Consider the following 13,328-nt stretch of genomic DNA (forward strand, 5'->3'; position numbering starts at 1 on the left):
AACCGTAAATATGCTTCAAATACTGCTGCCATATCTCCTGAGCAAAATAAGCAAGAGAAGGCTCTCTTACAGAAGCGGCCTCGTTCACACGCACCGCTGGTGCCTTGGCGGCCTCTGGGAACCCCGAATTATCAAGCGGAGTGTCCTCTATTTGTACGACCAGCGACTCCTGCCCGCGAGGGAATCGGATTTCTCCATGCATCCCCCGTCTCTTCATAACTTGAAGAATTCCGAATTGAAGCAAGGAGTTAAGGTTCTCCTCTTTGAGCAGTTTAGCCAAAGCTTCATCAACACCCAGATCTTCTGCTGCTGCAAGCTGCTCAAGAATAAGGAGCTTGCGGTCATCCATCTCCCCCTCTACAAGGGTAGCAAACAATCGCTCTGTATATTGTCCGTCCGCATTCAGCTTCTGCTGGAATTGGCGTCGCAGGATATCTTGTTCGGTCTCTTCAGACTCCTCTTCCGGTGTGGACTCCGGCCAACTGGCTATTCCCTCAGCCATATTCAAATCACGAGCAGCGCGCTCTGCCTCCGGGAACGCCGACACGAGCCATTGCAGCAGCGCGTCCCACTCTTCCCGAATCCGTTCGTCCTCACCATCACATGTCAGCAGGAATTGTAGAAGGGCAATTGCTTCGCCGTAACGCTCAGATTCCAGCATCCGTGTCAGCTCAATTTGGTAGTAATCATGAGTTTTCGGAAACAGGATGACTTTATTCTTTGCCGGCTCTTTGTAATCTTCTGTCATACGAACACCTGCTTTCTGTACTGCGCCTTTGTATTACGATAAACTCTTCTATGTATGCAGCTCGTTCTCCCTCAATTAGGTAAGCTTCTTATATGATGCATTATATCATATTCACTCTTTATCCTGCGCGGTCACCATATGTGCTTTCCTGATACTCAAACTGTAAAAGATATGTAAATTAATATTTTTTCATTTTTCTATTGCTAAGATTTAATTTCTTTGATACAATCATTTATGTTCTAAATTTAACTTATTCATGTCCCAGTAGCTCAGCTGGATAGAGCAACGGCCTTCTAAGCCGTCGGTCGGGGGTTCGAATCCCTCCTGGGACGCCATTCATTTGCTTACTAAATATACATGAATACGCCTCACAGAACCTTTTATTGGTTGGTGAGGCTTTTTTTATCTTCCACTCACATCGATCCCAGAGCACCTCTGCATGAGAGGCTCTGCTTATCGCAGAGCCCTGTATAATTGCCGCCTACTTGCTTTCGAGACAAATCCTACTTATTGTGAAACTCCCAATGGTTCTTCTCGCCTGGATGCTTGAAGTTTTTTGATAGTACGGCATCCGCATGTTTCTTCTGATGGGCATATTTATTGCCCTTATTTTGCTTGAATTGCTCTGACATCGTTTACTCACCTCCCTTCATCGTACCTTGATCATTTCTTCCATACGAAAAGCCGATGATAAGAAAGCGAACCATTTCCGCTGCGGATAACGGAAAGCATTACGTGTCTAATTGAAACAACTCATCCACCGCTGCTCGAACTTCTGTGGAACCTAAGACAGCATCAACAATCGAATCGCGATCACTGCAGCTTATTTCGTTATTGCTTATAATGAACTCCTCCGCAGCGATTTCCTCGAAGGCGTTATGCAAATTGTTGTCATACCAATCTGCTTCATAATGCGCATCGTTGCGCATCAGGCGAACAATCTCATAACCACCATTTCGTACAGGAGCCACATACGCAAGCAGAGGAGTCTCCTTGTCATCATCAGGGATAAGTCCTACTTCTGCACACAGACGCCCTTCGATTTCGACAGGACGACGAAATTTTGCAGCTTTAAATTCCATTACGGTCATCTCTCCTCACTTCAACATTTGCTCCACAAATCGCTTTGTTTCAGAAGTCCCGATTGCGTATATGTAGGCATATACTCTGTTCAAGTGGAGCTGATAAGGGACGTTAATCCTATCATTCGTTTGGTTCGTCACTAACATGATGTTATCCCACATTCCATCTGTCTCAGCGTCATCCACTTCATTGAGCAACCTTTGCAGCTTGTCCCTCTCTGCCTCATTCGCGTAGACAACGAATTCATAATTTCCTGCATCTTGTTCTGCCACAACAGAACGCTGCTGCACGGATACATAATAAGGTTGTCGCTCCATTCAGCCCCTCCTTTTCTCCTTGGAGCCAATGCTTCTTTTAGTCCTGCTTTTCATGCAGCTTTAGTTCTGCTTATATGTGAAGCTTTTTTTATCATCTCCCGATGGACATACATCTTATGCCGATTTGCGCATACCCATGGTATTATCTCAATCTTCCAGCATGCCGGTGCTCGTTCTTCCGGATGGACAGATTGGTGCGGAAAGGATGAACGTAACATGTGTGGAATTACAGGATGGATTGACTGGAACCGTGATTTGACCCAATGTTCTGGCGTTGTCGAACAAATGACCGCAACATTATCCGCTCGTGGGCCGGATGCGAAGGGAACATGGTTAACCAGTTCATGTGCGCTGGGGCACCGGCGCTTATCTGTCATTGATCCCGCGAATGGCGCCCAGCCGATGATTCGGCACACGGAGCAAGGGGTGTTCGCCATTGTATATAATGGCGAACTGTACAATATGAGGGAATTAAGAACAGAATTAATCAGCCGCGGACATTCATTTGTCACGCAGTGTGATACGGAAGTGCTGCTTGTTGCCTATCTAGAGTGGCAAGAGGCTTGTGTTGAACGGTTTAACGGCATCTTTTCCTTTGCAATATGGGATGAATCGGGAAGACAGCTGTTCATGGCTCGTGATCGTCTCGGGGTGAAGCCATTGTTCTATTCACAGGGCGAGGGCTGGTTCGCATTCGGTTCTGAGCCTAAATCATTGCTTGCTCACCCGGACATCGAACCGGTCATCGGGCTGGAGGGAGCCGCTGAAATATGGATGATTGGACCCGCTCGAACCCCGGGACACGGTATATACCAAGCGCTATCGGAGTTGCGGCCAGGCCACACCTTGAAGTACAGTCCGGATGGTCTTAGAATTCATTGCTACTGGAAGCTAGAGAGCATCCCGCATGAAGAGGACGCCGAACAGACAGCTAGACATGTGCGTGAGCTGCTGGAGGATACTGTTGAGCGGCAGCTCATCTCTGACGTACCCGTCTGCACCTTGTTATCTGGCGGACTGGATTCCAGTGCGCTGACGGCCCTTACCGTTCAACATTACGAGCGGCATAGACTTGGCCAGGTGCATACGTACTCGGTCGATTATGTTGATAACGATCTGTACTTCCAATCTCATGCATTTCAACCCAATGCTGATGAGCCCTGGATTCACCGTATGGTGGAGGAACTTGGCACAACCCATCATTGGATCAAATTCGATACCCCTGAGCTTGTCGCCTCCCTAGAACAGGCTGTGAAGGTTCGTGATTTGCCAGGCATGACCGATATTGATGGTTCTCTCCTCTTATTCTGTAAGGAAATCAAGCAAGGCGCCACTGTCGCTCTCTCCGGCGAGGCGGCCGATGAAGTATTCGGCGGATATCCTTGGTTCCATCGAGAAGATGCCCTGAATGCCGGTACCTTCCCGTGGGCACTAGCTACCCCACTGCGTTCCAGCCTCCTGAAGCCTGAAGTCGCTACCTTGCTTCGCTCAGAGCAGTACGTAGCCGATCGGTATGCAGATGCCGTTCGCGAAGTCCCTGTCCTACCTGGCGAAGATGCACAAGCCGCCAAGATGCGGGTCATGTCCTATCTCAATATTACCCGCTTCATGCCTACCTTGCTGGATCGCAAGGACAGAATGAGCATGGGTGTTGGATTAGAAGTTCGTGTTCCTTATACAGACCACCGCCTCGTCCAGTATGTATTCAACATTCCATGGAGCATTAAGACATATGGTGGGCGAGAGAAGGGTCTGCTTCGCAAAGCACTTGAAGGCGTATTGCCGGAAGATGTGCTGTACCGCAAGAAGAGTCCTTATCCGAAAACCCACAATCCGAACTACTTGAATACCGTTCGTCGTCTTGCGTTAGAGCGGCTGGATGATACATCATCCCCACTCCATCAATTTGTGAATGTGGAGCGAATCCGCAGTATCGCAGCCTCCGAGGAAGCGAGCTCGAACTTTCCTTGGTTCGGTCAACTGATGTCCGGCCCTCAATTATTTGCTTATTTGCTTCAAATGGACACTTGGCTGCGAGAATACCGCATTCGTGTAGCATGGTAACCTGAAACCTGAAGCCCACAAGAGCTCATTCATCCAATAAAAAGACACACGGGATACGCAGCAGCGTAACCCGTGTGTCTTTGTTTTTATGGTTTCTTATTTGACAGCAGCAGGCTGACTTGCACGGATCGCCTGATCCAAATCAAATAAGATATCGTCAATGGATTCCGTACCGATAGATAAACGAATAAGTCCTGGATTTACACCTGCAGCAATTTGCTCATCCTCACTCAATTGCTGATGCGTTGTGCTGGCAGGATGGATAATGAGCGACTTCGAATCACCAACATTCGCAAGATGAGAGAAGAGCTTGACGTGATTAATCACTTGGCGTCCTGCTTCGATTCCGCCCTTAATCTCAAATGTTAAGATGGCACCCTGGCCCTTCGGCAGATACTTCTGTGCAAGCTCATAAGATGGATGGCTGGACAAACCACTGTAGCTGACCGACTGCACACCTTCATGTGCTTCAAGGAACTGAGCAACCTTCAATGCATTCTCACTATGGCGCTCCATACGCAGGTGAAGCGTCTCGAGCCCTTGAAGAAGCAGGAATGCGTTGAATGGAGAAATGGCAGCTCCCATATCGCGCAGCAATTGCACACGGGCCTTAATAATGTATGCGATTGGCCCAACAGCATCCGTATATACAACCCCATGATAGCTAGGATCCGGCTCTGTCAATCCCGGGAACTTATCATTGGCAGCCCAATTGAACTTGCCTCCATCTACGATTACCCCGCCAATCGAGGTGCCATGACCGCCAATGAACTTCGTTGCGGAATGAACAACAATATCCGCACCATGCTCAAGGGGGCGAAGCAGGAATGGGCTTGGGAATGTGTTGTCTACGATGAGCGGGATACCATGATCATGAGCGATATCCGCTACTGCCTCAATATCGAGAATATCGCCCCTAGGGTTGCCGATCGACTCCGCATACAGCGCCTTCGTCTTGCTCGTAATCGCCTTGCGGAAGTTTTCCGGATCGCTGGAATCAACGAACCGAACCGTAATGCCGAGCTTCGCTAATGTTGTCGCGAACAGATTATACGTTCCGCCATACAGACTCGTCGCAGAGACAATCTCATCCCCTGCTCCCGCGATATTCAATATAGCGTACGTAATCGCAGCCTGACCAGAGGCAGTAGCCAGCGCCGCTGCACCGCCTTCCAAGGCAGCGACTCGCTTCTCAAACACATCTGTTGTGGGATTCATCAACCGTGTATAAATGTTGCCAAACTCCTTCAAAGCAAATAAATCCGCAGCATGATCAGTATCCTTAAACGCGTAAGACGTTGTTTGATACAGCGGAACCGCGCGGGACAATGTAGTCGGGTCTACCTCCTGTCCTGCATGCACAGCTAAAGTTTCCAATCCCAATTCACGTGGAGCTTCACTCATCTTCAACCAATCCTCCTTCGCCTTATTGCCCAATATTTTCTCATATTTTTCCGCAGTTGGAAAGCATCAATTCTTAGTATTTTGATGTGAAAAAAAGGACACCTTAACTAACTATGCAGTAAGGTGCCCTCCGATGCTTGTTATGCCGTTGAAATTGGGTTAAAAATACTTCTGCTGCGTTTGTTCTCTCGAAGAGAAACATGCATTATGCAGCTATGTAACATGCAGTAATCTTGATCCAGCATGCAGGATCAAGATGCATCTTTCAGCTATACTTCTGCTTGCTCCGCCTGCATCACTTCAAGCAGCTTGCGAATCGCGTTGCCGCGATGGCTAATGCTCTGCTTCTGCTCTGGTGACAGCTCCGCCATCGTCTTGCCGAATGCAGGAACATAGAAGAGCGGATCGTAGCCGAAGCCATGCTCTCCACGCTCCTCGTCAAGGATGAATCCATCACATGTGCCCGTGACATCGACATACCGCTTCTCTGCTGGATCATACAGCACGAGGCAGCAGACGAATTGAGCCGCACTCAGTACATGCTCTACTTCTTCTCCCAAGCCCTCATGTTCTGTACGGGATACCGGCAGCTTCTTCAACTCTTCGAGAAGCTTGGCGTTGTTCGCCTTCGTATCGCCATGCCCACCAGCATATCGTGCAGAATACACACCAGGGGCACCCTCTAAACGCTCCACACAAAGTCCTGAATCATCTGCAAGAACAGGAAGTTGAATCGCTTCAGCGACTTCCTGCGCCTTCTTCAGCGCGTTTGCCTTGAAGGTATCTCCGTCTTCCACAACTTCAGGCAATTGCGGATAGTCTGCCATGCTGAGCACACGCTTGCCAAGCGAGGCGAAGGCAAGCTGAAATTCCTTCAGCTTGCCTTGGTTGCTCGTCGCAATAATGATCGTATCACTTGCTAGATGCATGACCGGCTGCCTCCCCATGCTCCAACGCTGCTCGTGCAGCAATTTTGTCTGCAATCGGGCCAAGTGCTTCCTTCTGCATCTCAACAAGCTCCAAGATCCCTTTCTCCGCGCTGGCAAGGAGCTCGTTAAGCTCTTCACGTGTGAATGGACTCTCTTCCCCTGTACCCTGCACTTCAACGAACTTGCCTTGTCCTGTCATCACAACATTCATATCGACCTTCGCTGAAGAATCTTCTTCGTAATTCAAGTCAAGAAGCGTATTTCCTTGAATGACACCAACGCTAACCGATGCAAGGAAATCCGTAATCGGGTATTTATGCAATGAATGCTGGTTCGCCACTTTATGAATCGCCATTGCCATCGCAATAAAGGAACCGGTGATAGAAGTCGTGCGTGTACCACCATCAGCCTGAATAACGTCGCAATCAAGCGTAATTGTTCTCTCACCTAATGCATGCAAGTCAACAACCGAGCGTAGAGCCCGACCAATCAGCCGTTGAATTTCCATCGTACGGCCGGTTAACTTGCCCCGGTTCGCTTCACGCTGGTTGCGTGTCTGCGTTGCACGTGGGAGCATCGAATACTCTGCTGTAATCCAGCCCTTGCCTTGCCCCTTCATAAACGGAGGAACTTTCTCGTCAACCGTAGCCGTGCACAGCACCTTCGTGTCGCCTACTTCGATGAATACGGATCCTTCTGCGTACTTGTTTGTGTTTGTTCGAATCGTAACCGGGCGGAGTTCATCCGCCTTGCGTCCGTTGCTTCTCATTTAATAGTGCCTCCTACATTTCCACTGTCGTCCGTAAAAAGTAACATCCCCTATTCTACCAAAGAGCTTGGCGAAAAGCATCTATCCTTTCCAAGCCATATTTACAACAGGCCGCGTGACCGGCTCCGAATAGTTTATCTTGTCTGTTCCTTGAATATCCATATTGCCGTTTATTTTCAACTGAACCTTCTTCACCCCTTGCCGTTCAGTAAGCGATAGAACGACCGCCTTCACCAATTCAGCAGGAACTTGATCCCCTTTTTCGAACATCGTATCAGCAAGATCCACTGTCAGCGTTTCTCCGTCAGCCGCAATATCATTAATTTTCGTTTCTTTGGTCATGACCATATTCATCGCCTTCTTATTCAACGGTCCGGATATCATCTGTTCCAGTGTCGCTCTCACCGAATCCGACGATGGCTCAACCAGTCTAGTCACAGGAATAAAATAGGCCTTTCCCTCTTCACTGTAACTGGAAAAATACAACGTAACCGGCATGGAGCGCAGATAATTGACCGACAAATCCTTCTCTAAATTAATTCCTAATTGTCTGGAAAGCGGCGTATCCATTGGGGTGTGGTCTACTGGCATCTCAGACAGTTTCTTAGAATCCATCCACAATTGCACCTGATCTACATTCGGCAGAGAAGTAAGCGTCCACGTGATAGACTCCATCACCTTGCGCTCATCGTTCTTGTCGTAACCGGCAAATTCCTTCGATAATTCCACAAATGCGGTCTTCTGCTCCGGCTTGAGCGTTACCTTCAAGCTCGTCCCTTTCGGCAGCGTGGCCGTAAAGCCCGGAGGCAGCATTCCCTTATGCACCCCGTCCTTCACCAGCATCTCCAGTGAGGCCTGTGCCACTACCGCCGGATCTTCAGAGTTCCATTGATACGATATTGGAGCCAAGTAGCCGTGGCGATCCTGCGCATATATCGTCATATTCGCTTGCTGCTGCGCTGCATCCGTTGGATTGACATTTATGCCGCTCTTCCCATCTGCTGCAGTCATCATCTTAGCCTCAACATCTGCTGGCGGCGGATCGATCGCACCGCTCGTGCCATTGCAAGCTGTTAATAGCAAGGGCAGCGTCAGTACCGCTGCCAGTACACCTTGTCGAAAATATTGTGTCCGCACCATAGGCGAAGCAGCCTCCTCTATGCATCTATCGTGTGATCAGCGGGAGCCTATTTACTTATGTAAAGCGTGCATAAGGCGTCCCTTCGTCATACACCTATATATACGAGAGGGCTGTCCAAAACATGACGAGGTTTCTATATTGTCAACGAGAAAATACAAGAGAATGAGAGTAAGGAAAGCAGGGATTGGGTATATCATTGTCGTATACTTTCCTCATGAAATGGTGCAAAATGATAGGTATAGAAATGATGACAAGAGATAGAGGTGACTTCCATGACAGATCATAAACATACTGCCAAGGCGTATAGCCTAGACAGTGAGAAAGTCGAAGCTGAGACACGCGAGTGGCTGCGTAAACGGGGAGTTCGCATAGAAGAGATCGCAGAGTTGGTCATGTTCTTGCAGCAAAAATATTTCCCCGAATTGACAATCGACTATTGTATCTACAATGTGGAACAGGTGCTGCGCAAACGTGAAGTTCAAAATGCGGTTCTGACCGGTATCCAGCTGGATATCTTGGCAGAAGAAGGGAAGCTGACACCCGCGCTGCAAGAAATGATCGAGAATGATGAGGGATTGTATGGCGTGGACGAAATTCTAGCCTTCTCCATTGTTAATGTATATGGAAGCATCGGATTCACCAATTACGGATATGTCGATAAACTGAAGCCAGGAGTCTTGGAACGATTAAACAATAAGGATAGCGGGCAGATCCATACGTTCCTTGATGATATCGTAGGCGCCATTGCCGCTGCGGCAAGCAGCCGAATTGCTCACCGCAAGCAAGCGGAACGCGAGCAAGAAATGCAATCTATGTAGTTTATGATGACTTCCACAGCATGAACTCGCCAGAAGCAGAAGTAGTCATCGCTAAGCCGCGCCGTTGAAGTTCGACGAGATGAGCTAGAGTCTCGCCCATTGCAAAGCGGAATTGGTGCACAGTTAGACGCTCCAGCGTACCGAAGCTGGCACAGCACAGCTCGTAGGCTGTCATCGGCTTGTGGAGCACGTCCTGCATCTCCTGCAGACGTGCTTCATGATGCTGGATTAACTCTTCCGCTCGACTCCTGAAATGTTGGAATGGATGCCGATGCCCTGGAAGCGCCAGTTCTACATCCAGAGCCGCAAGACGCTCTAGCCCGATGAGGAAGGACTGCAGTGGCTCGGGATCACTATTCGGCATGAGGCTAACATTCGGCGTTATTTGCGGCAGAACGTGATCACCGCACAATATTATGCGCTCTTCCGCATGATAGAAGCTCATATGGCCTGGAGCGTGCCCTCCTGTCTCAAGTGCCTGCCAAGCATCATCCCCTAGCGTCACCAAATCTCCATCCCTAATGAACGATATATCGGGCAGCGGGGTTACCTGGGGAATGAAGCTATCCATATGGACTCCGATGGATTCCACTACCGCTATCGGCGCCCCGTGCTCACGGTACAATTGCTGCATGTCCACAGTCATAGGAGATCTCCCATCCCACAGTCTTTCAACGTGATTCCAGCCTATTTCCGACAACCATACGGGTACGGACAACCGCTGCTGTAGCCAGCCGGCAATCCCGCTATGATCTGGATGGTAATGCGTCAGCACAATGGAAGTCGTGTTGCCAGCATGAATGTCCATTTCCCCCATCAAACTAACCCATGCACTCTCTGTCTCATTGTTACGAAGCCCTGGATCAATGATAGTCCAACCTGCTGAGCCATGAAGCAAATAGGTATTCACCCACCGAAGTGAGTTAGGGAGCGGCATTTTGGCTACATAAATATTCGCATTCACCCGCTGTAACTTCATTACTTGTTCCTCCTCATCCACAGATTGAGTCTACATTCAATCATCTATACCGGTCTAATGCACCCATGTTATCGCTGCCAATTGCTAATTCAGACTTACTCCGGACGTGTTCCAACCATGATGAGTCGAGAAGAAACGGCTTCATTGTATAAGGAACCATCATACCCGCCATATACCTTCTCCATTTGCAACCCTGCCTCTTCAATCATATGATGGAAATCGTCCAATTCATACAGTCGAACACGCTCCTCATAATGGCGCTGTTCCCCTGAACCCTCATCCGTCAACGTAATTTCCTTCTTCACGAATCCATTCTCAACATATCGCTTCTCTTGAATCCATGTCCCTTCATCTTGGCGCTCAGATACTGGAACCAGATGCTGCATAATATAGCTCGGGTTTAAGAAGTCTATAATAAATTGCCCGCCCGGACGAAGCACCCGATAAATTTCATGGAATACCTGCCCATTGTCTTCATCCGCTTGGAAATATCCAAAAGAAGTAAATAAATTCACGACGGCATCAAACGCCTCCTCTACTGGCAGCTCTCTCATGTCCCCTGCCAAGAAGGTTACGACATGCTCTTCATCCAGCTTCGCCGCCTCTCGTAGAAGCACCTCAGACAGATCTACTCCTGTCACCTTGTACCCAGCCTCCGCAAGCGCAAGTGAGTGCCTGCCCATCCCACAGCATAAATCCAGCACAGAGGCTGCTTCGGGCAGCTCCAGCCACTTCATCATCCGATGCACTTCTTGTGCGGCCCCTTGAAAATCACGATGTTTATATACAACCAAATAGTCGCGACCGAAACTCCGCTCGTACCATTCTTTCATACTGTCACCCCAATTTATTTCTCCATTTCATTGTATCGAGTTAGGATCTAAAAGCAATGATTCCTACAGCATTACAAATTTCAACTATGTAAAAGGACCGCCCAGCAGATAAGTGACTATCTGCCAAGGCAGTCCCTTTCCTATAACCTAACCCAGTTCATCCATCATCGTATCTACTTGTGGATTCCGTTTCCGTTTAGTTCACTTTCCCTTGATTTCATTCTTCTTACTTCCTGCAGGACTGTCTTCCGTCAACAATACTTGCAGCTGGTCGAACGAGAAGGCACTATTGTCCTTCTCTTCAACAAAGCCGCCGAAATTCGGCGAGGAGGCACGCTGTACGGCATATGCATACATTCTCTGCTTCAGTTGTTCTGCAAGTTCATGCTCATTCTTCCGCTGTAGAAGCTGAATAGCAAGCGCATAGACCGATGGAGATTCGAATGTCTCTCGGACACTCCCATCCTCTGCGTATACACTCGGGATCTTCCCTTTGTGGAGGCTCCATTCCTGCTTCAAAAATCGGATTGTCGCACTTACATCCTCGCCTTCTTCCGCCAAGTACAACGCAGTATATAGGGAATCAATCATATTGATGGATTCCGTAGAGGAATAACCTTGATCAGGTGTCCAGTACGTCTTGAACAACCCGTTCCCAAGCGAGCCCTTCTTCATTAGCTGCAAACTGTTATTCCGAACCGTCTCCCACTTCTTATCGAACGCAGCCAGCATTCCCATTGTATGAATATCCATATAGGAGATCGTTGCACGGTCTGAGCGGGATTTATACTTCCAATCATAATGGTCGAACATGTAGTCCTTGCTCACATTGCCATCCAACAGCGTCTTGCTGATTCCCTTCGCAATCCGTCTTGCTTCCTCGACCCCCCATAATTGATCCGCATCGAGCAGCGCCCGAGCAATACGCAGATCATCGACCGCCGCATTAACGTCAGTCGGTTCATGCTTGGGAGAGTAGCGCCAGCGAACGTAGCCCTTCTCCGCTAATAGACGCCGCTGCAAGAACGCGAGCTGATTATCGAACAGATTACGATTGTTCACCTGTACTGCATACAACATCATCAGCCCTGTTGATTCTGAGAGCATCTGATGATTGGCTGCTTGATGCTCTGACTCAGGCAAGTCGTCACGCAAATTCGTAAAGACTCCGCCCTCGCTGCTCATCATGTGTTTCGCAACAAACAACAGGAGCGGCGATTGCTGCTCCGTTAGCTGCAGAGGAACAGCAGCAACCTGTTTCGTGTCTGAATACCACATATCCGCAGCAACCCATATTAATACAATGAATAAAACGCCCCCCATAAGCTTTATACCTATCGACCGATTTCTCTTTAATTTCATTGGAGATGGCTCCTCCCTTAGTTTCCGCTAATTCCGTCTCCGCTGAATCGCAAGTGCAGTGATTGCAAATAGTACAATCCAAAGACAGCCGCTATCGCAAATCGACCCGGATCTGTATCGTCAGTACGGATCGATTTGCATTCTAATGATATGGCATCATATGAATGCGTCCATCTTTTTCAGCATGCCATACTTTCCCCTCTAGTGTCCACCCTTCCCTGCAGGTCGATGAAGATGAGATGCCTGTCCTGCTGCTGGGCACCCTGGAACTCCGACGCCTTCACGGCAGAATAGGCGACACGGCTTCCCGGCAATTGACGCGAGTTGTCACACCATGAACCATACGTAATTAATAGGATGTGCTTGTTGAACACAAAAAAACCTAAGTACATAACGAGCGTACAGCTCCTTTGTACTTAGGTTTACATCAGCATGAATGGCTATAGGGACAATCTTACCTCTTGACCAAGCTCCGCCGATTCATAAATCGCATTTAGTATGCGGATCATGTCTGCACCCTGTTCTGGTGTGAATATCGGATCAGCTTTGCCTAATATTACATCGACAAAGTGATCCACATTCTCCTTATGTCCTGATCCGTCTGTGAATCCTTCGGGCTTCATGTTCATATGCTTGCCAGCAGCAACTGTGAACATCTGAAGCTCATTATCATGCAGGCTGAAGCCAGCTTGTGTCCCGCGCAGCTCCACGAACGATTGTTCCTTCTCGATATGTGAAGCCCAGCTTACTTCCAGCTGGAGCGTCGCCCCATTGTCAAAGCGAATGAATCCAGTTGCCAGATCCTCTACATTAAACGTATCTCGACTGCCTGATGGAGCGGCCTTATCCATGAAATGGCCGTATGTCGCTCCTGATACTGC

General features: G+C 48.7%; 15 protein-coding genes and 1 tRNA gene. 3 read left to right on the forward strand and 13 right to left on the reverse strand.

Annotated elements, in window-relative coordinates:
- On the reverse strand, positions 1–748 hold a 748-nt coding region (locus AZ66_RS20405; protein WP_044356526.1), incomplete at its 3' end, for a hypothetical protein.
- Positions 749–1,006: 258 nt separating this feature from the next.
- Between AZ66_RS20405 and AZ66_RS20410 the strand changes: the two genes are divergently transcribed.
- Positions 1,007–1,083 (forward strand) — tRNA-Arg (locus AZ66_RS20410).
- Positions 1,084–1,251: 168 nt separating this feature from the next.
- Here the strand turns inward: AZ66_RS20410 and AZ66_RS33400 are convergent.
- The 3 genes from AZ66_RS33400 to AZ66_RS20420 all read right to left on the reverse strand — a co-directional run bounded on the left by AZ66_RS33400 (position 1,252) and on the right by AZ66_RS20420 (position 2,148).
- Positions 1,252–1,380, reverse strand: coding sequence for a hypothetical protein (locus AZ66_RS33400; protein ID WP_260612424.1), 129 nt, complete (start codon positions 1,378–1,380; stop codon positions 1,252–1,254).
- A gap of 99 nt (positions 1,381–1,479) precedes the next feature.
- Positions 1,480–1,830: a hypothetical protein gene (locus AZ66_RS20415; RefSeq protein WP_044356527.1), complete on the reverse strand. Its 351-nt coding sequence runs from the start codon at positions 1,828–1,830 to the stop codon at positions 1,480–1,482.
- Positions 1,831–1,845: 15 nt separating this feature from the next.
- Positions 1,846–2,148, reverse strand: coding sequence for a hypothetical protein (locus AZ66_RS20420; RefSeq protein WP_021259076.1), 303 nt, complete (start codon positions 2,146–2,148; stop codon positions 1,846–1,848).
- 216 nt (positions 2,149–2,364) lie between these two features.
- Between AZ66_RS20420 and asnB the strand changes: the two genes are divergently transcribed.
- The gene (gene asnB / locus AZ66_RS20425; protein WP_044356528.1) at positions 2,365–4,212 is read left to right on the forward strand and encodes an asparagine synthase (glutamine-hydrolyzing); all 1,848 of its coding nucleotides are present in this window, start codon (positions 2,365–2,367) and stop codon (positions 4,210–4,212) included.
- A gap of 96 nt (positions 4,213–4,308) precedes the next feature.
- Here asnB and AZ66_RS20430 read toward each other — a convergent pair whose 3' ends face one another.
- The 4 genes from AZ66_RS20430 to AZ66_RS20445 form a co-directional block, all read right to left on the reverse strand.
- A complete protein-coding gene (locus AZ66_RS20430; RefSeq protein WP_044356529.1) occupies positions 4,309–5,616 on the reverse strand; it encodes a homocysteine synthase in 1,308 nt (435 codons plus the stop codon).
- Between the two features lie 269 nt (positions 5,617–5,885).
- The gene (locus tag AZ66_RS20435) at positions 5,886–6,545 is read right to left on the reverse strand and encodes an XTP/dITP diphosphatase (RefSeq protein ID WP_044356530.1); all 660 of its coding nucleotides are present in this window, start codon (positions 6,543–6,545) and stop codon (positions 5,886–5,888) included.
- Positions 6,529–7,314 (reverse strand): ribonuclease PH, encoded by a 786-nt coding sequence (gene rph / locus AZ66_RS20440; RefSeq protein WP_021259080.1) that lies wholly within the window; start codon positions 7,312–7,314, stop codon positions 6,529–6,531. The genes AZ66_RS20435 and rph overlap by 17 nt, the downstream gene beginning before the upstream one ends.
- An 81-nt stretch (positions 7,315–7,395) precedes the next feature.
- Entirely contained in the window at positions 7,396–8,454 is a 1,059-nt protein-coding gene (locus tag AZ66_RS20445; protein ID WP_044356531.1) for a GerMN domain-containing protein, read from the reverse strand.
- Between the two features lie 273 nt (positions 8,455–8,727).
- Here AZ66_RS20445 and AZ66_RS20450 point away from each other — a divergent pair, with 273 nt between their 5' ends.
- On the forward strand, positions 8,728–9,273 hold the full coding sequence (locus AZ66_RS20450; protein WP_021259082.1) for a phosphatidylglycerophosphatase A family protein: 546 nt from the start codon (positions 8,728–8,730) through the stop codon (positions 9,271–9,273).
- 1 nt (position 9,274) lies between these two features.
- On the opposite strand, the gene AZ66_RS20455 is transcribed toward AZ66_RS20450, so the two are convergent.
- From AZ66_RS20455 to AZ66_RS32020, 5 genes are all read right to left on the reverse strand, one after another.
- A complete protein-coding gene (locus tag AZ66_RS20455) occupies positions 9,275–10,252 on the reverse strand; it encodes an MBL fold metallo-hydrolase (RefSeq protein WP_044356532.1) in 978 nt (325 codons plus the stop codon).
- A gap of 95 nt (positions 10,253–10,347) precedes the next feature.
- Positions 10,348–11,085, reverse strand: coding sequence for a class I SAM-dependent methyltransferase (locus AZ66_RS20460; protein ID WP_044356533.1), 738 nt, complete (start codon positions 11,083–11,085; stop codon positions 10,348–10,350).
- Positions 11,086–11,286: 201 nt separating this feature from the next.
- Positions 11,287–12,447, reverse strand: a complete 1,161-nt coding sequence (locus AZ66_RS20465; protein ID WP_044356534.1) for a glycosyl hydrolase family 8 — start codon at positions 12,445–12,447, stop codon at positions 11,287–11,289.
- Positions 12,448–12,626: 179 nt separating this feature from the next.
- The gene (locus tag AZ66_RS20470; protein ID WP_021259086.1) at positions 12,627–12,839 is read right to left on the reverse strand and encodes a hypothetical protein; all 213 of its coding nucleotides are present in this window, start codon (positions 12,837–12,839) and stop codon (positions 12,627–12,629) included.
- 48 nt (positions 12,840–12,887) lie between these two features.
- Positions 12,888–13,328: Gfo/Idh/MocA family oxidoreductase (locus AZ66_RS32020; RefSeq protein ID WP_044356535.1), on the reverse strand; the 441-nt coding region annotated here is incomplete at its 5' end.

The sequence above is a fragment of the Paenibacillus sp. E194 genome, from assembly GCF_000935845.1.
GTDB lineage: Bacteria > Bacillota > Bacilli > Paenibacillales > Paenibacillaceae > Paenibacillus_B > Paenibacillus_B alvei_B.